Here is a 21,125-nt window from a genome sequence, read left to right on the forward strand (position 1 = left end):
GCGCTACATTGAACTTGCTGGCAGATGAGCTGCATTTTATTGAAGTTAGATTGTTTGCTTTTGGCTGTATGAGCTACCCAAAGCGGCTTTTGTCTAAAAAACAACTTACCTACCAATAAGTCTAGATAGAAGAAATAAATCATCAGGTGTGAACGCGGCAGTGACCTTCGACAGCAAGGCCAAAAATATTCCATATATTTTTCGGCATTCCCTACGTCCATGTAGGTCAGATGATGTCGCAGAGCGCCCATGGATGGGCTCTTATGAAATCAGGAGCTAGCGAGTCACAGAAGTGTTTGCACTTAAGGTCGTTTATAGGCATCCATGTCTTCACGACATTCGTATATCCTTATACAGCACCCACGGCAGGTGATAAACACCAATGAAGCTTTGGTACTCATCAAACTCACCAAGTACCAAAACCATTGAATGAAACCAAAAAGTTTAAAAGATATTTTCTAAAAAATATCCAAAAAACGATGGTAAAGCATTCCCGCCGCGAGCATCGGCGATCTAAACGTGGGTCCGCCGGGGAAGGTCATATGCTGCACTTTATCGAAGATATCGAAGCGCTCAGCCTGTGCGGTCAGCGCTTCGGCGATCAGCTTAGCCGCCATATGGGTGGCGTTAACGCCATGGCCCGCATAAGCTTGGGCGTAGAGGATATTAGGGCAATCGGGCAGTCTGCCTATCTGAGGCAGTCGGTTGGCGCCTATACCAATCATGCCGCCCCATTCAAAGTCGATTTTAACGCCCTTTAATTGTGGGAAAACCTTCTCAAGGTTGGGTCTCAGTGCGGCTTCAATGTCTTTAGGGTCTTTACCTGAGTAAGTACATAGGCCCCCAAAGAGTAGGCGGTTATCTTCAGATAGGTGGAAATAGTCCAAGTCGATACGTAGATCGGCAAACGCCATGTTTTGCGGGATGATATCTTTGCACTGCTCGTCAGTTAACGGCTCAGTGGCGAGTAGGTAGCTGCCAGCGGGTAGGACTTTTCCACCAACATAACTCTCTAATTCATGACCGATATAAGCATTACCCGTTAAGACTAAATACTGGCAGTTAACTTCACCTTTTGCTGTAAGTACTCTAGGTTTATCCCCTTTGATAATCTTTTCAGCAGCGCTGTACTCATACATTTTTACCCCAAGCATGCGCGCGACTCGAGCCTCACCTAACGCTAGGTTGAGTGGATGAAGATGACCACTGTTCATATCGACTAAGGCGCCGGCATAGCAATCTGAGCCTATGACCTGCTTGATATCTTGCTTTTCAAGAAGCGTAAAACCATCACCTCGCCCTTGAGATAGCAGGTCATCATAATCCTCTTGCAGCTCTGTCATATGGCGGGGCTTAATGGCTAAGTCGCAATAGCCCATCTGCAAGTTACAATCGATGTTATGCTCTTTAACTCTTTGCCTGACAATGTCGACGGCTTCAAACCCCATCTGATTGATTGCCTGAACACCCTCTTCGCCGATGACATTCTTAAACTGTTCAATATTATGGCCAATACCACGGATAAGCTCGCCACCATTGCGACCAGATGCCCCCCAACCGATACGCTTAGCTTCCAATAACGCCACTGAAAAGCCTTTTTGAGCTAATTCAATGGCGGTGTTTATGCCGCTAAACCCGCCACCAACGATACAAACGTCTACAGAGATTGACTCCTCGAGTTGTGGGTGTTGATACAGCTCTTTTGCCGTATCAAAATAGTATGATGGGGGGTATTGGTCGCTGTGAACGGGGCGCTTAGCTTGCATCATATCTCCAGATATTTGTTATTATTCGCCTACAGCAGGCTAATTAGGTTATTAGTTATATCTATTACACCTTGAGAATTATTGCTTGTTAGCACAGTATGCTTTTGCATTTGGGTTCGAGTGCTATATAATTAACAAGTGTTGTTTATATTTAACATGCTTTTTTGTTTGATACAAATTAGTATGTAGATTAATTTGTACACAATTCTGATCGATTAATAGCAATTACGTATATTCTTACAGGAGATATGCAATTTGGATATTGGAGCTAGCCTTAAGGCGGTCCGTAAAGTAAAAGGTCTGTCGCAACGTGAACTTGCAAAAAGAGCTGGAGTGACCAATAGCACTATCTCTATGATCGAGAAAAATAGTGTCAGCCCGTCGGTAAGTTCATTGAAAAAAGTCCTATCTGGCTTACCTATGTCTCTCGTTGACTTTTTCGCGATGGAAGATTCGGGCGAAAGTGAGGCTAAAATTGTTTATCGCAGTGATGAGCTGCTTGATATCGGTGATGGTAACTTAGATTACAAGCTGGTGGGGCGAGATTATCCAAACCGTGCCATGTCAGTCATGAGTGAGACCTATCCCCCAGGCTCTGATACGGGCGTTGAGATGCTTAAGCATGAAGGTGAAGAGGCTGCTATGGTCATTCATGGAAAGTTGGAGCTTACGGTTGGCGAAGAGATATTTATCCTTGAGGAGGGCGATAGTTATTACTTTAACAGTGAATCTCCCCATAGGTTTAGAAACCCTTTCGATGAGGAGTGCCGCATCGTGAGTGCGACGACTCCAGCTAATTTCTAATGCTAAAGCCCTAAGCTAAGAATACCTAAGCTTAGAATGTTTAAGCTAAGCCCAATCAAGCTTATATATACCTAAATTAGCGAAAGATAGATGGACGTATGCCCTGCATAGGTCCATTTTTGTTTTCAGCCCTGAATAACCGCTAAACCTTGCTTTTAATGAGTGACTTTCCCCCTCAATCATATGCTTCAGGCGCCTCTTGCTCGTGCTTATCTCTCTAAGGTGTAGGGCATTAAGCCATTTAGCTTGGCAGTTTAAGCCAATCTTCAATTAACTGCTGTTTTGATGTAAATAATAATGGTCAATAGCCTGCCATATATGTGATCTAAATCTCTCCGCTTAAGTCAATCATTTTCAATGGTTAAACTGTAAAAAGCCATGTTGCTAATAGAGTTCGACTATTGGCTAATGTTTTAAGTTTCTGTTATCTATCATTTTAAATTTTAATTTTACTTCATTTCAAATTGTATTCATTTCGCCTCTTGCCTGTTCACTATTTTCCGTGTAGTGTTTGAAAAACTGAACACGCGCTTAGTTTATGTTCGTATGTTAAAGCGCGTGGTAAAGATAAAATCAAAAATATAACAATAAAGGTGATTTATGTCGGATGCAGGGCTTGCTGTCATTGGGGTGACAGCGTGCAATCAGGATTTAGGCTTACATCCATTCAATATAGTTGGTGAAAAATACCTGCTCAGCATTGCTGATGCGACTAAGGCGTGGCCTTTGGTTATTCCAGCATTGGGCCATTGTCCAGCAGAGCTTATTTTACCTCGCCTCGATGGCATTCTTTTTACGGGTTCCCCTTCAAATATCGAACCGCATCATTTTCAAGGTGCGCCAAGCGAGCCTGGCTCTCATCATGATCCAAAACGTGACGCGACTACGCTTCCTCTCCTTAAAGCGGCTATCGATGCTGGTATTCCTGTGTTGGCTATCTGTCGTGGTTTTCAGGAGATGAATGTTGTCTTTGGCGGCAGCTTGCACCAAAAGCTTCATGAGGTGGGCGGCTTTTTAGAGCACAGAGAAGATAAAACTCAATCAGTTGATGTGCAATACGGTTTGTCACACGAGGTCAAGATAGAGCCTGGGGGACTGCTCCACGAGGCATGGGGCCGTAGCTCTGCACAGGTGAACTCTGTGCATACCCAAGGCGTAGACCGTCTAGGTGTTGGGTTACGGCCAGAAGCATATGCTCCAGATGGATTAATAGAGGCATTCTCTATTAAAGACGCAAAGAATTTTGCACTGGGCGTGCAGTGGCATCCTGAGTGGAAGGTGTTAGAAAACCCTTTTTACACCTCGATTTTTAAAGCCTTTAGTGATGCGTGTGAACGCCGTGCAAACAGCCGAACGAGATAAAAAATGAAGAAGTTAACAGCATATTTAAAAGAACATAAAATTACCGAAGTGGAATGTGTGATCAGTGACATGACGGGGATTGCTCGTGGCAAGATAGCGCCTGTCGATAAGTTTATCGATGAGAAGGGCATGAGAATGCCTGAAAGTGTTCTGCTGCAAACGGTGACGGGTGATTATGTTGAAGATGAGCCCTATGACGCCCTATTAGATAAAGCCGATATCGACTTTATCTGCGTGCCTGATGAGGATGCGGTGTTTAAACTGCCATGGACCATAGAAGCGACAGCGCAAGTTATCCATGATACCTATGACAAGATGGGTAACCCAATCGAACTCTCTCCACGAAACGTACTCAAGAAAGTACTCAAGCTCTACGAAGATAAAGGCTGGAAGCCTGTTGTCGCACCAGAGATGGAGTTTTATCTGACACGTCGAAATGAAGATCCTGATCAAGCGCTTATTCCGCCAGTTGGTCGTAGCGGGCGTCAAGAGTCAGGCAGGCAGTCTTTCTCTATCGATGCGGCTAACGAGTATGACCCGCTATTTGAAGATATGTATGACTGGTGTGAGATCCAAGGGTTAGATATCGATACCTTGATCCATGAAGAGGGCACAGCCCAGATGGAGATTAACTTCAGTCATGGTGATGCGTTATCTCTGGCAGATCAGGTGTTTGTATTTAAACGCACCCTTCGTGAAGCCGCGCTTAAGCATAATGTGTGTGCGACGTTTATGGCTAAACCTGTTGCTGATGAACCGGGTAGTGCTATGCACTTACACCAAAGCATTGTTGACGCCAAAACCGGTGAAAATATCTTCTCACTGGAGGACGGCACTAAAGGCCCGCTGTTTTATAGCTATATTGGTGGCCTGCAGAAGTTTATCCCTGAGCTATTGCCTTTACTGGCACCAACAGTGAACTCATTTAGACGTTTTCTGCCTGGTACCTCTGCGCCAATCAACCTTGAGTGGGGCGAAGAGAACCGCACTTGTGGACTGCGTATTCCAGAGTCTTCACCACAAAACCTACGAATTGAAAACCGTATAGCGGGCGCCGATGCAAACAGTTACCTGGGCATTGCTGGTAGCTTGTTAGCCGGGTATATCGGCATGGTCGATGATGTTAAACCGTCAACGCCAGTACAGGGGCGTGCTAACGAGAGTCGTCAGAGTATTAGTCTGCCGCTGACACTGGAAGAAGCCTTAGCGGTTATGTCTGAAAGTACCGCGTGCCGTGAATACCTAGGCGAAGCATTTACCACAGGTTATATCGCGGTGAAGCAGGCGGATCTTGCCAGTTATAAGCGTGTGATCAGTTCATGGGAACGTGAGTTCCTGTTACTGACAGTTTAATGGTTTAGCTCGTATCTAAACAGATCCAGTTTGCATGAGTGCTTGATGGGGAAGCACTCAAATTTTGAGGAAATAAAGAGAATCACCTTTGTCAGAAGATGGGCATAGGTTAGCAGTAGAGCAGTCAAAACTGCCGATGCAGTTGTCAGGTGTAGCATTGGTTAACAATAAAAATTAAAGCCGGTTTGACCGGTAAACAATGACAGACAGTAGCCTTTAGGTTACTGCTACGCTAAATCAAGGAGATAGCATGAAGCTTTTAAAGAAGATGACCACATTAGCCATACTGGGTGCAGGTGTGCTGGCAAGCACGAGTGTCATAGCTGAAGAGGTTGTTCGGGTCTATAACTGGTCTGATTATATAGCAGAAGACACCTTAGCTAACTTTGAAAAAGAGACAGGGATCCGCGTTGTATATGATGTTTTTGACAGCAACGAAGTCGTTGAGGCTAAGCTGCTCTCGGGTCGCTCTGGTTATGACATCGTGGTACCGTCAAACAGTTTTCTTGCTAAACAGATTAAGGCGGGCGCATTTCAAAAGCTAGATTCCAATCAATTGCCAAATCATAAGAACTTGAATTCAGAGTTGATGCAGCAACTTGAGACGGCCGATCCTGGAAACCAGTACTCAGTTCCTTATCTTTGGGGCACCAATGGCATTGGTTATAACGAAGCTAAAGTAAAAGCGGCATTGGGCGAAGATGCGCCAATTGATTCGTTGGAGCTGATTTTCAACCCAAAGAATGCTGAGAAACTGGCGTCATGTGGCATAGCGCTATTAGATTCTGCCGATGAGATGTTGCCGATGGCGATGATCTATTTAGGGCTAGATCCAAACAGCACTAAGGCTGATGATTACAAGAAAGCGGGAGAGGTACTAGCTAAGGTTCGTCCTCATATTACGTACTTCCACTCATCTCGTTACATAACCGATCTCGCAAATGGTGATATCTGTGTCGCCTTTGGTTACTCGGGAGATATCTTCCAGGCTGCGGCTCGTGCCGAAGAGGCGGAAAATGGTCAAGTGATTGGCTATTCAATCCCTAAAGAGGGCGCTAACTTATGGTTCGATATGTTAGCTGTTCCTGCTGATGCCGCCAATGTGAAGAATGCTCATACCTTCATAAACTACCTATTGCGTCCTGATGTGATTGCACCAATCACTAACTATGTGGCTTACGCAAATCCAAATGTTCCGGCACAAGAGTTTGTCGATGAAGAGATACGTACTGATTCTTCAATCTACCCGACCGAAGAGGTGCTTAAACGTCTCTATGTGGGTGAAGTGCGCCCTCTGAAGGCACAGCGCTCAATGACTCGCGTGTGGACCAAGGTGAAATCGGGCTACTAAGCAGTATTAAGGGCAAGCATGGCTTGCCCTTTTTTGTCTAAATCTTTTTGTCACTTAGTTTTGTATTGCTCTAGGCGGTGATATTCACAGCCTTTTGTGGAGAAGTAATATGGTTAACACCGCAGGCGTCGCTAATAAACCAACAACAAAGACGCAAGGAGAGATCCTGCTTAAGATTGAGCGGGTGAGTAAGTTATTCGATGATGTTCGTGCCGTCGATGATGTGTCACTGAATATCAATAAAGGGGAGATTTTTGCTCTGCTTGGCGGTTCGGGGTCTGGCAAGTCGACCTTGCTCCGTATGCTAGCAGGTTTTGAGAAGCCTTCAGAAGGGCGCATCTATCTCGATGGCGTCGATATCACCGACATGCCACCCCATGAACGTCCCATCAATATGATGTTTCAGTCCTATGCCCTATTTCCGCATATGACGGTAGAGAAAAACATCGCATTTGGTCTTCAGCAAGACAAATTGCCAAAAGATGAGATAGCGCAGCGTGTCAAAGAGATGCTTAAGTTGGTGCATATGGAAGAGTATGCCAAACGTAAACCGAATCAACTCTCTGGTGGTCAGCGTCAACGTGTCGCACTGGCAAGATCCCTTGCAAAGCGCCCTAAGCTGCTACTACTCGATGAGCCAATGGGTGCATTGGATAAGAAACTACGTACTCAGATGCAGCTAGAGGTGGTCGATATTCTAGAGGCGGTTGGGGTGACCTGTGTGATGGTGACTCACGATCAGGAAGAGGCGATGACCATGGCCGAGCGGATCTCCATTATGAATGATGGCTGGATAGCGCAAACTGGCACACCGATGGATATTTATGAGAGCCCAACAAGTCGAATGGTCGCTGAGTTTATTGGCTCTGTTAACTTGTTTGAAGGCAGCATAGTGGTGGATAAGTTTGATCATGCCATTATTCGCTCACCGAACCTGCCACAAGACTTCTATATTGGCCATGGCGTATCGACGAATGTTGAAGATAAAAGTGTCTGGCTTGCAGTGAGGCCTGAAAAAGCCAGGATCACCCGAGAGCAACCTGAGGCCGAGTATAACTGGTGCAGTGGTGTGGTTGAAGATATCGCCTATTTAGGTGGAATTTCTGTCTATTATATTCGTCTCAATAACGATCAGGTTATCCAATCTGTGATGACCAATAGAGATAGGCGTTCAGACCCTCCAACTTGGGAAGATAAGGTATTCATCAGCTGGGAGGCCACCAGTGGTGTGGTCCTCAGATCCTAAGGGGGCAACATGAAAAAGCCATTAACGTTTAGACTACCCAAAGGACAATGCTGGACAATAGGTGTTCCCTATTTCTGGTTACTGCTCTTCTTCGCACTCCCCTTCGCTATCGTGCTTAAGATAAGTTTATCCTCTGCTGCGATTGCTATTCCACCTTACGAATCTCTTTATACCTATGCAGATGAGTCGCTACAGATCATGCTGAACTTAGGTAATTACCTATTGATCTTCGATGACTCCCTCTACCTAAATGCCTACTTAGGTTCGCTGAAGATGGCTTGTATTACTACGGCTGGGTGTTTGTTGATTGGTTATCCAATGGCTTATGCCATCGCAAGAGCCCCAAAGCAGCATCAAACCGTGTTGATACTCTTAGTGATGTTGCCATCTTGGACCTCATTTCTAATTCGGGTATACGCCTGGATGGGCATACTGAGTAATAATGGCGTGATCAATAATGTACTCATGTGGCTTGGGGTTATCTCCGAGCCAATACAGATGCTCAATACCAATTTTGCTGTGTATATCGGCATCATCTATACCTACCTGCCATTTATGATATTGCCGCTGTATGCAACGCTGTCTCAGCTTGATGGCAGCTTGTTGGAAGCAGCATCAGACTTAGGTTCGCGTAGCTTAAATACCTTCTGGAAAGTGACACTGCCTTTGTCTAAAGGTGGGGTTATCGCAGGCTCTATGTTGGTTTTCATTCCTGTGGTGGGTGAGTTTGTTATTCCTGAGCTCCTTGGTGGCCCAGATTCCTTGATGATAGGTAAAGTGTTATGGCAGGAGTTCTTCAATAACCGAGATTGGCCAGTGGCTTCAGCCCTTGCCATTGTGATGTTAGGCCTATTGATCATTCCTATTACCTTGTTCCATAGATACCAATCAAGAAGTATGGAGAAAGACGCATGAGTAGCCGGATAAAGAGTTTACGTTTTTCGACCATCATGCTGTGGGCGGGGATGTTTTTCCTTTATGCCCCTATGTTTATCTTAGTTATCTACTCATTTAATGAGTCTAAGCTAGTAACCGTATGGGGGGGATTCTCACCTAAGTGGTATGGCGAGCTGTTTCGAGATAAGCAGATCTTAGATGCGGTTTGGACCAGTTTAAAGGTGGCATTTTTTGCATCGAGTATGGCGGTGATTTTGGGCACTATGGCGGCATTTGTGATGACTCGCTTTAGACGCTCTTGGGGCAAGCTAACCCTGTCAAACATGATCACTGCACCACTGGTTATGCCAGAGGTGATCACTGGTTTGTCGCTATTATTGCTGTTTGTACATATGGCCGATCTGTTTGGTTGGCCTGCTGAGCGCGGCATGTTGACGATATGGATTGCCCACTCGACCTTCTGTGCAGCTTATGTGGCTGTGGTGGTATCGGCAAGGTTACGTGAGATAGACCAGTCTGTTGAGGAGGCGGCGCAAGACTTAGGTGCAACGCCTTTAAAGACCTTTTTCTATATTACAGTTCCTATGATCTCACCCTCGCTGATGGCGGGTTGGTTACTGTCATTTAGTCTGTCGTTAGATGACTTAGTGATAGCCAGTTTTGCATCTGGACCTGGCGCCACGACGTTACCTATGGTGGTGTTCTCCTCAGTACGTATGGGGGTCTCGCCTAAGATAAATGCTTTGGCGACCTTGATCATTCTTACCGTGTCTCTGATTGCATTTATCTCTTGGTATTTTGCAAGACGAAGCGATAGGAAAAGTTTACCGCCGGCCATGTAGGCTGAATCCTGCAGCCTAAAAGTCTTGGCTGCAGGTGTAAATTGTCGGCGCGGGATCGCGCTTAAATCCAGTATTGAAAACAAGAAAAATGAATATAAAGGTAGGGTAGCGTTATGGCGAGTGTACCTCATGCGGAATCTTATTATGCAGCCTCTGCAAACGACAAAGTAGAGCGTTCTCAACTCACGCAGGATATTGATAGTGATGTCTGCATTATAGGGGCTGGTTATACCGGTCTATCGACGGCACTGCACCTGCTAGAGCTCGGCTTTAGTGTGACCATCTTAGAAGCTGCCCGCGTTGGCTGGGGAGCGTCGGGGCGAAATGGTGGCCAGATAGTGAATAGCTTCAGCCGAGATATTGACTCCATAGAAAAAACGGTAGGTAAGCAAAACGGTAAACTATTTGGTGAGATGGCGTTTGAAGGTTCCCGAATTATCAAGAGTTTAATCGCCAAGCATAATATCGATTGTGACCTTAAAGATGGCGGTGTATTTGCTGCTATTAACCCAAAGCAGATGAAGCATCTTGAAGCTCAAAAGTCTTTGTGGGAGAAGCATGGTCATATGGGTCACCTAGAGCTTTTAGATGGTAATGACATCGAGGGTGTGGTTGATTCTAAACGCTATGTCGGCGGGCTCTTAGATAAAAGTGGTGGCCATATCCATCCTTTAAACCTTGCACTCGGTGAGGCCAAAGCTGTTGAATCACTAGGCGGGCAGATCTTTGAGGATTCGGCGGTAGTTAAGGTTGAACAGGGAGATAATCCTAAAGTTTACACAGAGAAGGGGTCTGTGAAGGCTAAGTTTGTTGTGGTGGCAGGTAATGCATACCTCAATGGTTTGATGCCCGAGTTACAAGCTAAGTCTATGCCCTGTGGCACTCAGGTGATCACCACTGAGCCACTGGGTGATGAGCTTGCCAATCAACTACTGCCTCAAGATTACTGTGTAGAGGATTGCAATTACCTATTGGATTACTTCAGATTGTCTGGGGATAAACGACTCATCTATGGGGGCGGTGTTGTCTATGGTGCACGCGACCCTGCCGATATAGAAGCGATTATTAGACCTAAGATGCTGCAAACATTTCCACAGCTTGAAGATGTGAAGATAGATTATACGTGGACGGGCAACTTTTTACTGACGCTGTCTCGTTTACCGCAAGTTGGCCGTATTGGCGATAATATCTATTACTCTCAAGGCTGTAGTGGTCATGGAGTGACTTATACCCATCTGGCTGGCAAGATTTTAGCCGATGCTATCCATGGTCAGGCGACGCGTTTTGATGCGTTTGCTAGCTTGCCACATTACCCGTTTCCTGGCGGGCACATACTCCAAGTACCTTTTAGTGCCATCGGCGCTTGGTATTACACCATGAGGGATAAGCTAGGCGTTTAATTTGCTTAGTGCTTAGTGCTTAGTTTGCTAAGAGTGCCTAGTGTGAGTAGTAACTCCCCCAGTTATTGCTCACACTTTTATTGCAGCTGACACTTTGTATTGTAAACAGCGACAGATTTACCTCAACTTAATCAATTTGATCAAATGCCATTGATTCAATGGCACTCTTCCCCGTGAATGCTATTTTTAAAGGTAGTCCTTATATTAGGCTTAAGGGAACTGGAGAACCTAATGAAAACAATGGCAATTAGCACTAAGCTTTTGTGGATCACATCAGCGTTATTTTTAGCAACTGTGGCCATCTTATCTATCTCTTTATGGTGGGCCTTAACAGATAAAAATGCAGCGGTATCTGATGAGGTTCAAGAAGCTATTCACCTTGAGACAAAAGCAAAGTTAGCCGCTAGGGCTGGTGAATATGGTGAGAGGATCGCAGGCTTTATCAATGAGGCTTATCGGATCCCTTTCGCCTTTGCTGGGCAGTTAGAGGAGATGTCTGGCGGCGAGCTATTAAGCCGTGAAAGTGTCGAGTCGAGCATTGCGGCTATTCTTAAGAAAAGCAGCCAATTATCCTCCATGTACGCTCAGTTTGAACCTAATGGTTTTGACGGTAATGACAGTTCATTTGTGTCAGGCTATGAGCACAGCGTTCCCGAAGTGGGCAGCCTGGAGCTGTATTTCATTAGAAATGATGATGGCAGTGTTGAGCAGGAGGCGGTGACCGATGCCGATGAAAAGTATATTGCCACTTTAAATGAATTCGGCCTTAGAGAGGCTGAGTGGTACCTATGTAGTCGAGATAGTAAAAGACCCTGTTTAATGGAGCCGTATCTTTATGAGATTATGCCGGGCAACAACGCGTTAATGACCTCGCTGACCGTGCCAGTGATCAAAGACTCATCATTTACTGGTCTTGTTGGCGTTGATATCAATCTGCCTGTTTTTCAGGATCTGATTAAAGAGCTATCGAATAACTTATATGGCGGCGAAGCAAAGGTGACCTTGCTTAGTACCAAGGGGCTGATCGTCGCAGCGAGTCATTACAATAAATTAGCTCGACCCTTCAAAGAAGCTGTTGATGCCAGTTTGGCCAATGAACTGCAAAATTTACATAAGGCTAGCCGCTATTTTGAAAATGATACAGCGATAGTGGTAGCTCACCCCATATACATTCCTCTTGCTGATAGTACTTGGTCTCTGCTTATTGAGGTGCCCAAAGAGCAAGCGTATAAAAGTGCTATGGTCTTAAAAGAGGATATGATGGCGATGGCGCAGTCCCTTGGGAGTTTGCAGCTGACCTTAGGTATCCTTGTTTCTATCATCGCAGTTTTTAGCATCTGGGTGGTGATACGTAGCATCATATCTCCGTTAAAGAAGATTCAAGTTCGAGTTGAGAGTTTGGCAAGTGCCGAGGGCGATCTGACTCAATCAATTGAGGTTGAGTCTCATGCTGAGCTTATCGCTTTAGGCAATGGTTTTAATGCATTTTTGAGTAAGCTCAAGTCACTCATTATTGAGCTAAAAGGGTTAGCGGGACAATCTCAGCAAGTGAGCGCTTCAACGGCACAAATTGCACAGCAAACTAGAGATAGTGTAAATGGTCAGTACAGTGAGATAGAGAGTGTGGTTACCGCTGTCAATCAGATGAGTGCTACTGCGTTGCAGGTAGCTAAAGCTTCAGAACAGACAGCAGCTGAAACCGAAGCTATGTCTGATAACGTTAAGCAAAGTGAGCAGGGGCTAACGACAGCCATGGAGCATGTCACGACGATGTCTAGTGAATCTCTGCTGGCAAAGGAGGCTGTTGGTAAGGTCTCTGATAGCAGTAACAATATTAGTACCATAGTCGAAGTTATTCGTTCAATCGCTGAACAGACTAATCTGTTAGCGCTTAATGCGGCTATTGAGGCTGCACGGGCAGGTGAGCAGGGCAGAGGCTTTGCTGTAGTGGCTGATGAGGTCAGAGCGTTAGCCTCAAAAACTCAAACATCGACCGACGACATCACCCAGTTGATTAATGCACTGCAATCAGAAGTGAGTAGTGCTTCAGGTATTATTGAAAGTGGCGCCGAAAAGGCACTATTAGCCGTTCAGCAAACAGAAGAGGCCTTAGTATCGATTAATGCCATAGTAGGGCAGATTGACGAGGTATCCAGTCAGGTGACTCATATTGCCACTGCAGCAGAGCAGCAAAGCGCGGTGACTGAAGAGGTCAATAAGAATATTACTGGTATCTCAGACTCAGCTTCTGAGCTAGCAAGGCTTGCCGATGAGGCACTAGACAGCAGTAACAATTTAGCGGGATTGGTACAGCAACAACATGAACAGCTCGATAGGCTGAAGACTTAACGCTAAAATGATGCTGATTGTGCATGAGAGGGGAGGTATCCCCCTCTCTAAATACTGCTAAGCTTATGTTTAAGTTTCTGTTTGTCTCTTGATGTCATACTCAGTTTAGAACTGGATATTCATCTCAATACGAAAGTCTGTCCCTTCTAAGGTCTCCCCCCAATTCCAAAATGCACGAATATTCTTTGTTGGTGTTATCTGATAGCTAATTGCAGCTTCATGTGTAAGACCAAAAGCGTCATCGAGTCGATCATCACCTCCCAGTTGTGTCGTATACATGGGGTTATAGTTCAGCCAGATTGCGTCATTAAGCTCTATTTTACTGTACATGCCAACCAAGCCGAATGAGGCGGGGACTGTATACCCCATATCATCTTCAACGGTTAAGCCTAAACCAGCCAAAGGGTAAAGTTGAATGGCACTAACACAACTAAGACACCCAAAATAGTCAGAGAGAGATTGCTTAACTAAGCTTAAATAAAAGTAGTTGAGGAGGGGGTTATGCCCACACCAAGAAAAGCGTTAGTGAGCTTAGAGGATACGCCCTATTATCATTGCATAAGTCGTTGTGTAAGAAAGGCGTTCTTGTGTGGGGTTGATAGGTATACAGGACAATCTTTTGAACATAGGCGTGATTGGGTTGAGAGTCGGCTGTTAGAGTTAGCTTCAGTGTTCGCTATTGATATCTGTGCTTATGCCGTGATGAGTAATCATCTACATTTAGTGTTACGGGTGGATGCTGAGTTAGTTAAGTGCTGGTCGGATATAGACGTAGTAACTCAATGGCAAAAGCTGTTCAAAGGCGACAGCTTGAATCACGACTTCGTTAAAGGCGAAATGCTTGAGTCTTATCAACAAACCATCATCAATAAGCGGGTAAAAGAGTACCGATTAAGGCTGATTGATATCTCGTGGTTTATGCGCGCCCTGAATGAGCCGATAGCCAGAAAAGCCAATGCAGAGGATAAGTGTAAAGGCAGATTTTGGGAGGGAAGGTTCAAGTCTCAAGCGCTACTCGATGAAACCGCGGTATTAGCCTGTATGGCTTACGTTGACCTAAATCCTGTTCGAGCCAAAGTCGCCAAGACACCAGATACTTCAGATTTTACCAGCATTCAAAAACGCATCAATGCAGCCATGAAAGGTGAGCAGCCTCCAACATTGTTGCCATTTGTTGGAAACGAACGTAGAGATATGCCTAAAGGTCTGATGTTTAATCCCAAGGATTACCTACAACTTGTAGATGATACAGGGCGCATCATAAGAGATGATAAGCGTGGAGCGATTAGCCAAAGCTCACAACAATTATTGGACAGACTCAATATCCCTCAAGAAAACTGGCTGAAACTGAGCTGTGAGTTTACGAAGCTATTTAAAGGCCCCGTAGGGACACTTCAAGAACTGGATAGGTATTGCGAACATTTAGAGCGCAAGCGAAGGCAAGGGGCAGCGAACTGCCATCGATGGCTTGATATCGCATAACAGAAGCTAAAAATTACGATACTTTATCACTAACCAAGCAGCAGCTTGGCTTTTCTGTGTGTCCAGACTTCAACTAAATAGCCGATATTTTACAGATAGTCAGAAATGTCATTGATAAAATAACTATTTATCTAAGGGGATGAGAAATCCATCCAATGAGTCTTATGCAAAGATTAGAAGCGACGAAATAGAAATAATTATGGGTGTCTTCGTTATTTCAATTATGGGTGTCTTCGTTATTTCAATTATGGGTGTCTTCGTTATTTCAATTATGGGTGTCTTCGTTATTTTTTATTACAGATAGTCAGAAATGTCATTGATAAAATAACTATTTATCTAAGGGGATAAGAAATCCATCCAATGAGTCTTATGCAAAGATTAGAAGCGACGAAATAGAAATAATTATGGGTGTCTTCGTTATTACTGTGTGTCCAGACTTCAACTAAATAGCCGATATTTTACAGATAGTCAGAAATGTCATTGATAAAATAACTATTTATCTAAGGGGATGATAAATCCATCCAATGAGTCTTATGCAAAGATTAGAAGCGACGAAATAGAAATAATTATGGGTGTCTTCGTTATTTCACTGGGTTGACTCGCATAGCAAGATCACCTGTGATAAAAATGGGTGTAAGAACTAGCTGTGGTTCAGGGAGTTCTATGGGCTCCCTATTTTGTGGTCTGTTCAGTCCCACTTCTAGAAAGCTCCTATGTAAAACCCTAAAGCTATGAAATGAGGTTGATGTACAAAGCCAATGACCGAGGAGGTTGTTGAAAGAAGTTGGCAGATACAATATCTACTGTTGTATTCAACAGTTTGGGTTGACCAGCGATAGCCCAATTTCTAACTCACGAATAAGATTGTACGCCATACCCTTGTTAGAGCTGTTGTTTCACTTCACCATGCTTACCTTTTCTTTTATTTTATATGGATTTAATCTCTTTACATCAATAAGATAGCAATTGTAAAATGTGATGGTAGCTCAATAATTCAAACAGCCAAATTTATTGAGCTATCCCTTCAATAAGCTGTGATAACTAGGTGAGCATGGACACTATTAGCGAATTATTAAAGCTAGGCTCAGTCGGAATAATATCTGGTTTATTCTCGGCGTACATAGCTACCCGTGGTCACCGAAATAAAAAATGGTGGGAACTTCGCGTGGCGGCATACCAATCGGTCATTGAGGCGCTGTCTGATTTGACTCACTACTATGATCGGAAATACAAAGCAGAAATAGAATCACGAGAGTTAAGTGATGAGTATGAGGCTGAGCTAGGTATGTTTTGGGATGATAGCTATCACAAAATAAGGAAGGCAGCTGACAGCGGGGTGTTTCTTTTTTCAAAAGATGTAAATGTCGCTCTCAAAGAGTTTATGGACCTAAAAAACGAAAGTCACCACACATACTTTGAGCATCTTAATAGCTATCTTGCAGTTGCGGATAAATGTCTTAAAACAGTCGTTGCTTCTGCTAACAAAGACCTTCGTGTATCTGATGACTGGTTTTAGCAAGGCACTGAATAATCATCCACAAAAACAAGTTACGTGGACTGGACTCGCTAACGCTCGCATTTTATTGCAGCTTTAGGTCACTAGAGAACTTTATGAGCATATCAAATATATATGAAGTAGCTTTTGCTGTAATAGGTGCGGTAGGTGGTGCAAGCTTGATTATTTTTTCTTTATCTTCTTGGCTTGGAAAGGTATGGGCTAGCAGGCTCATGCAAGCTGAAGTTTCCAAGCATGCCGAAAAACTAGAGTCGTTGAAAAGCGAATTCAAAAAGCTCGAAACCGAGCATACAGTTAGGTTTACGAGGTTACATGAAAAACAAGCAGAGATAATTGCACAGCTATACAATAAACTTTACGAAGTCAATAGGTGCAGAGATACACTTACACTTCAATTACAGTGTCGAGAAATTAAAGAGAAATATGAAAAAGAATATAAAACATATGAGTCGTGGGAGTATGTTTATGGCGTTCATACATTAACGGATGAAGAGCAAGCTATGGTAGGTGCTTTGAAGGATTCAGTGAATGATTTAAGTAATTTTTATGGACGTCATAAATTATACCTTTCTTCTCAATGTTGTGATTTGATGAGTCGAGTTACGCAGCTTTCATCATTTATTTCAATGAACTATTCTAATTTAGCTTTAAAAGATGAGAGTGGTAACTATCGTGTTAATCCGAAAGTTCCAGAAATGTGGAATTCCTCAATTGGAGCTATTCATACTATTTTGCCACTCTTGGATGGTGAATTTAAAGAGATAATAGGCTTTGATAATAAGTGACCTAATGGAGCGTTATTCTTAGATTTCTTAATAATTATAGCTATCCATTTGATTATCACTCTAACATTGAAATTTAGTGGGTTTTATGATGTTTCGGCGAACTGATTAAAAGTTCTAATATCTAAATTTTTCTTATTATAACAAGAGACTAAATATGAACCTCAGTACTGCAAATGAAAACTTTCGTCAGTTAGTCGGACACAATGTTACCTACAGTATTCCTCCCTTTCAGCGTGATTACTCTTGGTCAGAGGAAAACTGGGAAGAGCTCTGGTTTGATATAATGGCGATGTACAGCGGTGAAGATGATGCTGAGAATGAGCATTATATGGGCTATCTGGTTTTACAGGAGTCTGATAACAAAAAATTTAGCTCTGTCATTGATGGTCAGCAAAGGATGACAACTGTTAGCATTATTGTGCTTGCTGCACTGAATCACCTCCATTCTCTGATAGCGAAAGATATCGACTCGGAAAATAACAAACAGCGTGAGAAAGTACTTAGGGAGAGCTATATTGGCTTTATAGATCCGATCACGCTGAAATCCAAATCGAAGCTAACGCTTAATAAGCACAATGATAGGTTCTACCAGACATATATCGCTACAAATTCAGATAGAATCCCTGCAAGAAACCTTAAAGCATCTGAGCACCTATTGAGAAAGTCTTACCTTTGGTATTCGCAAAAAGTAGAAAGCCGTTTTGGGTATGGCGACACTAGTGGTCCAGACGTGACAAGGTTTATCGATTCGTTAGTTGATAAGTTGTTTTTTACCGTCATCACGGTGACTGATGAATTGAACGCTTTTAAGGTATTTGAAACTCTTAATGCTCGTGGTGTGAAATTGTCTTCAACAGATCTCTTAAAAAACTACTTGTTCTCTGTATTAAGCAGTGATGATCCCCATGACTCCGTCTTAGAAGACTTAGAGACTTCATGGGAAAGAATTACTGGCTTATTAAGTAACGAAAGTTTTCCTGAGTTACTGAGAATTTTCTGGAATAGTAAGAACAGACTTGTTCGAAAGAAAGACTTATTTAAAACTATTCAGAAGTCGATAAATGACCAAGCGAAAGCATTTCAACTTGTTAGAGACTTAGAGTATAACTCTGAAATCTATGCCAATCTAAGAGATCCGAGCTCTACAGTATGGAACTGCAGTGAAAAAGAGTCGTTAGGTCTTCTTAGTATGTTCGGCGTTAAGCAGCCAATTGCTATGCTAATGTCTGCCTATAGAGAATTCTATGACAATGATCGAGAGGTGTTTACTAAGTTACTGAATGCTATTTCTGTCATTTCATTCAGATACAATGTTATTTGCAGTTTACCACCACAAGATCAAGAAGGTTTGTACAGTTCCGTTGCCATGAATATTGAGGCGAAGGAGTTGAAAAGCTACAGAGAAATTATTTTTGCTCTTCGCGATATCTACCCTGATGACGCTCATTTTAATGGGGCGTTTGCAAGCAAGCAGTTAAGAACAACCAATAGTCGTAACCAAAAAGTTGTTCAATACATTCTCAAGAAGTTAGAAGAACATGAGTCCGGTAATGCGATAGACTTATCGACTAATCGTTTTAATATTGAACATGTTTTACCACAAAAAATAACTACTGGTTGGGATGCATTTACTGATGTAGCCCATTCTCAATCTGTGTATAGACTAGGAAATATGGTTATTTTAGAGAAGTCTATAAACAGCGATATTGGTAATGATTCGTATGAGGTGAAGCGGAAAGCATTTGAAGGAAGCTCTGTTGGTTTAACTTCTGGGCTAGCTTCGAACTTTGATACTTGGACTACCGAGACAATTGAATCTCGTCAAAAGTTCTTCGCAAAACAGGCTAAGTCTATTTGGAAGATACAATCTCTTTAATCTTCAAAGGCTCCTTTAGGAGCCTTTTTTAATTTTTCATTTAGAACTCTGAATAAGTAAGTCGGGTCAGAGTGAAATTTAGTAATACTTACAAACCACAGTCCTTTAGGAACGATAGCCAACTGTTTTTCGACCGTTTTAGCAACTTGGGGTAGGCGACTAGAAATCGACTCGGTCATTTAAAAGCATAGGCTTATAACTTGGTAAATAATGTGAGCCATACCGCTCAAAACTATCAAAGTTAAACACTAAGTATTGATTGATAAACTGTTTAGTATAATTGTTTAAGTAATTCAAGTTGTTTTCCAGTGTGTCTTTTGGTAAGCCATATTTATTGTTCAGCCTTTTCCGTATTTTATAAATTCGGCAGGTTGGATCAGGGTGAGAACTTACCTGGTTACCTCTTCTTGGGTTTATATGATCAAGTACTATCCTACTTGTATCCAAATACATTAATGTTAAGAAAGCAGCGTTTGATAAGTCATTTTTAAACTTTGAGTTACCTTTTATGTTTTTTATTGAATGCCAGTCAGCATCATATTCTAGTTTATGAGAGTATTTGTAGTGTTGAATTATATCTTTTCCTTCATGCATGGCCATAAAGGAAGATAACGAATTAGAGTGCAAGTTTGAATCCTTGACGTGGCCAAGCAAATGATGAGAGTACTCATGACCTAATACAAATTGATATTGTAAATCAGTTAGCGACTTCATCCATATGTCAATATGTTTTGGCAATACCCCCCTAGGGTCTATATCAAAATCAAAAGACTCATGGCCAGCCATAATCCTCTGGGCAATTATAAATGATGCATTAATATCTATATCTTTTATTCCAAAATCTTCTCCATAAAAAAATATATTCATAAAATAAAGGAAGTATTCTAAAGGCTCTGATACTGCAATAATATTTCCAGCCTTAGTCTTTGAACATATTGCATTGGCACCAGCAAGGTATACACTACCAGCAGGAATGTCTTTAAGTTTTTCGTGATTACCTTTTGACAGATTTGATAGGTATACATCTTCTCGCTTTCGTTCTTGATAATATTTTTCTAGTGACCAATTGGTCTTCTTGCCTTTCCTAGTTTTAAATACCCTAATAAGCCTTGGATTATCTACAATTGATTCAGCTCGTAATTGCAGTAAAAAGTCTGATGCTACTTTTGGAGAGTATATTTTTTCGATATCAGACTTTGAACAAAAAGGAGTGAAAAAAATAGCATCATCGCCAAATCCCTTGTAATCATCGCCCTCAATAAATCCTGTGAGGTGCATGAATCCATGTCCTGTATCTATAAGAACCCCATCTTTAGCCTTGCGAGCTTTTGGATTGTTTTTTAGGAAACCTTCGATCAACTCAGCATTCATACTTGTCGTCCATATTTGTAATAGTACGCATCCATGCATGCCTAGCAAAACGCGCAGGTACAATAAATTAAGATTCGGAGATCTGAATACATTGATAATAAAGACATTATCAAATCGTAATGAGGAAAACGAGCACACTATACTGATAATGTGAGCGCTAGTAGTAACGTCTTACTGAAAGTCATCATTGAATGCCATTTTGGGATTAGTTTAAATAGGCAAGTTACTGGATATTTATCTGTGCTGCTTATCATCTGTAAATCACAATGGGCAATTTTATTGCCAGAGAGAAACTTAAATCTAATAGACAAATAATCGTGTGTAGATACGGCTGCTGATTTTGGTGGCATGAATGTAACCGCCGAGCCCATAGGGAGGTGGTAGCGGCACTTTGCAGAAGTCACTGCGCATAAGGTCGTCCTGCTTTCACTTGATTGATACATCCATGTACACGACACATACGGCAGGTACTTGATCACAATAAAGGGACAAGCTTCATGTGAACGAGCGAATTACAAATGACCATGAATGAAGAAGTTTAATCAGTCTTCATTCGGCTAAACCGTTGTGAGGACAAAAGCTGGTTATTTGTATTCTGTGTAGGATGAATGAGTAAGAGGTGGAATGAAGGTCTATGGGTTTTAGTGCTCAGAGGTTTGAAGTCCGTTAATAAAAATCAAAAAATATATGAGCGCTCAAACTGGATGGATTGAGGAGTAATCTGC

The 21,125-nt window shown here is 42.8% G+C and carries 16 protein-coding genes; 13 read left to right on the plus strand and 3 right to left on the minus strand.

All coding sequences use genetic code 11. The features are described 5' to 3' along the window. Positions 1-458: 458 nt before the first annotated feature. Entirely contained in the window at positions 459-1,766 is a 1,308-nt protein-coding gene (locus tag BM736_RS00745) for an FAD-binding oxidoreductase (protein WP_076407552.1), read from the minus strand. A 255-nt stretch (positions 1,767-2,021) separates the two neighbouring features. Between BM736_RS00745 and BM736_RS00750 the strand changes: the two genes are divergently transcribed. The 9 genes from BM736_RS00750 to BM736_RS00790 all read left to right on the plus strand — a co-directional run bounded on the left by BM736_RS00750 (position 2,022) and on the right by BM736_RS00790 (position 13,370). After that, complete coding sequence (locus tag BM736_RS00750) at positions 2,022-2,570, plus strand: cupin domain-containing protein (protein ID WP_076407554.1); 549 nt, start codon at positions 2,022-2,024, stop codon at positions 2,568-2,570. Between the two features lie 600 nt (positions 2,571-3,170). Beyond that, positions 3,171-3,932, plus strand: a complete 762-nt coding sequence (locus BM736_RS00755; protein WP_076407556.1) for a gamma-glutamyl-gamma-aminobutyrate hydrolase family protein — start codon at positions 3,171-3,173, stop codon at positions 3,930-3,932. Between the two features lie 3 nt (positions 3,933-3,935). Continuing rightward, positions 3,936-5,285, plus strand: a complete 1,350-nt coding sequence (locus BM736_RS00760; RefSeq protein WP_076407558.1) for a glutamine synthetase family protein — start codon at positions 3,936-3,938, stop codon at positions 5,283-5,285. A gap of 250 nt (positions 5,286-5,535) precedes the next feature. After that, positions 5,536-6,636 (plus strand): polyamine ABC transporter substrate-binding protein, encoded by a 1,101-nt coding sequence (locus tag BM736_RS00765; RefSeq protein ID WP_076407560.1) that lies wholly within the window; start codon positions 5,536-5,538, stop codon positions 6,634-6,636. A gap of 109 nt (positions 6,637-6,745) precedes the next feature. Further along, complete coding sequence (potA, locus tag BM736_RS00770; RefSeq protein WP_076407562.1) at positions 6,746-7,882, plus strand: polyamine ABC transporter ATP-binding protein; 1,137 nt, start codon at positions 6,746-6,748, stop codon at positions 7,880-7,882. Positions 7,883-7,891: 9 nt separating this feature from the next. Then, positions 7,892-8,797 carry an ABC transporter permease subunit gene (locus BM736_RS00775; protein WP_076407564.1) on the plus strand — a complete coding sequence of 302 codons (906 nt, stop codon included), beginning with the start codon at positions 7,892-7,894 and terminating at the stop codon, positions 8,795-8,797. An 8-nt stretch (positions 8,798-8,805) separates the two neighbouring features. Continuing rightward, a complete protein-coding gene (locus BM736_RS00780; RefSeq protein WP_076409772.1) occupies positions 8,806-9,621 on the plus strand; it encodes an ABC transporter permease subunit in 816 nt (271 codons plus the stop codon). Positions 9,622-9,734: 113 nt separating this feature from the next. After that, positions 9,735-11,021: an FAD-binding oxidoreductase gene (locus tag BM736_RS00785; RefSeq protein ID WP_076407567.1), complete on the plus strand. Its 1,287-nt coding sequence runs from the start codon at positions 9,735-9,737 to the stop codon at positions 11,019-11,021. A gap of 231 nt (positions 11,022-11,252) precedes the next feature. Continuing rightward, positions 11,253-13,370, plus strand: a complete 2,118-nt coding sequence (locus BM736_RS00790; RefSeq protein ID WP_076407569.1) for a methyl-accepting chemotaxis protein — start codon at positions 11,253-11,255, stop codon at positions 13,368-13,370. Positions 13,371-13,475: 105 nt separating this feature from the next. Here BM736_RS00790 and BM736_RS00795 read toward each other — a convergent pair whose 3' ends face one another. Then, positions 13,476-13,739 (minus strand): hypothetical protein, encoded by a 264-nt coding sequence (locus tag BM736_RS00795; RefSeq protein WP_143562287.1) that lies wholly within the window; start codon positions 13,737-13,739, stop codon positions 13,476-13,478. Positions 13,740-13,871: 132 nt separating this feature from the next. On the opposite strand from BM736_RS00795, the gene BM736_RS00800 reads away from it, so the two are divergent. From BM736_RS00800 to BM736_RS00815, 4 genes are all read left to right on the plus strand, one after another. Continuing rightward, on the plus strand, positions 13,872-14,852 hold the full coding sequence (locus tag BM736_RS00800) for a transposase (protein ID WP_076407575.1): 981 nt from the start codon (positions 13,872-13,874) through the stop codon (positions 14,850-14,852). A gap of 1,051 nt (positions 14,853-15,903) precedes the next feature. Then, positions 15,904-16,368, plus strand: coding sequence for a hypothetical protein (locus BM736_RS00805; protein WP_076407577.1), 465 nt, complete (start codon positions 15,904-15,906; stop codon positions 16,366-16,368). 95 nt (positions 16,369-16,463) lie between these two features. Then, positions 16,464-17,153, plus strand: a complete 690-nt coding sequence (locus tag BM736_RS00810) for a hypothetical protein (protein ID WP_143562289.1) — start codon at positions 16,464-16,466, stop codon at positions 17,151-17,153. 154 nt (positions 17,154-17,307) lie between these two features. After that, positions 17,308-19,029, plus strand: a complete 1,722-nt coding sequence (locus BM736_RS00815) for a DUF262 domain-containing protein (protein WP_076407581.1) — start codon at positions 17,308-17,310, stop codon at positions 19,027-19,029. A gap of 159 nt (positions 19,030-19,188) precedes the next feature. On the opposite strand, the gene BM736_RS00825 is transcribed toward BM736_RS00815, so the two are convergent. Further along, on the minus strand, positions 19,189-20,400 hold the full coding sequence (locus BM736_RS00825; protein ID WP_076407585.1) for a hypothetical protein: 1,212 nt from the start codon (positions 20,398-20,400) through the stop codon (positions 19,189-19,191). Positions 20,401-21,125 lie beyond the last annotated feature (725 nt).

Source organism: Shewanella sp. UCD-KL12 (assembly GCF_001957125.1).
In the GTDB taxonomy this organism is placed as follows: domain Bacteria; phylum Pseudomonadota; class Gammaproteobacteria; order Enterobacterales; family Shewanellaceae; genus Shewanella.

Bases quoted from the DNA above. Each gene is read 5' to 3' on its own strand.
- BM736_RS00805 (WP_076407577.1), top strand. From the start codon at position 15,904: ATGGACACTATTAGCGAATTATTAAAGCTAGGCTCAGTCGGAATAATA.
- potA (WP_076407562.1), top strand. From the start codon at position 6,746: ATGGTTAACACCGCAGGCGTCGCTAATAAACCAACAACAAAGACGCAA.
- BM736_RS00745 (WP_076407552.1), bottom strand. From the start codon at position 1,766: ATGCAAGCTAAGCGCCCCGTTCACAGCGACCAATACCCCCCATCATAC.
- BM736_RS00760 (WP_076407558.1), top strand. From the start codon at position 3,936: ATGAAGAAGTTAACAGCATATTTAAAAGAACATAAAATTACCGAAGTG.
- BM736_RS00825 (WP_076407585.1), bottom strand. From the start codon at position 20,400: ATGAATGCTGAGTTGATCGAAGGTTTCCTAAAAAACAATCCAAAAGCT.
- BM736_RS00785 (WP_076407567.1), top strand. From the start codon at position 9,735: ATGGCGAGTGTACCTCATGCGGAATCTTATTATGCAGCCTCTGCAAAC.
- BM736_RS00815 (WP_076407581.1), top strand. From the start codon at position 17,308: ATGAACCTCAGTACTGCAAATGAAAACTTTCGTCAGTTAGTCGGACAC.
- BM736_RS00810 (WP_143562289.1), top strand. From the start codon at position 16,464: ATGAGCATATCAAATATATATGAAGTAGCTTTTGCTGTAATAGGTGCG.
- BM736_RS00765 (WP_076407560.1), top strand. From the start codon at position 5,536: ATGAAGCTTTTAAAGAAGATGACCACATTAGCCATACTGGGTGCAGGT.
- BM736_RS00795 (WP_143562287.1), bottom strand. From the start codon at position 13,739: ATGGGGTATACAGTCCCCGCCTCATTCGGCTTGGTTGGCATGTACAGT.
- BM736_RS00790 (WP_076407569.1), top strand. From the start codon at position 11,253: ATGAAAACAATGGCAATTAGCACTAAGCTTTTGTGGATCACATCAGCG.
- BM736_RS00755 (WP_076407556.1), top strand. From the start codon at position 3,171: ATGTCGGATGCAGGGCTTGCTGTCATTGGGGTGACAGCGTGCAATCAG.
- BM736_RS00775 (WP_076407564.1), top strand. From the start codon at position 7,892: ATGAAAAAGCCATTAACGTTTAGACTACCCAAAGGACAATGCTGGACA.
- BM736_RS00800 (WP_076407575.1), top strand. From the start codon at position 13,872: ATGCCCACACCAAGAAAAGCGTTAGTGAGCTTAGAGGATACGCCCTAT.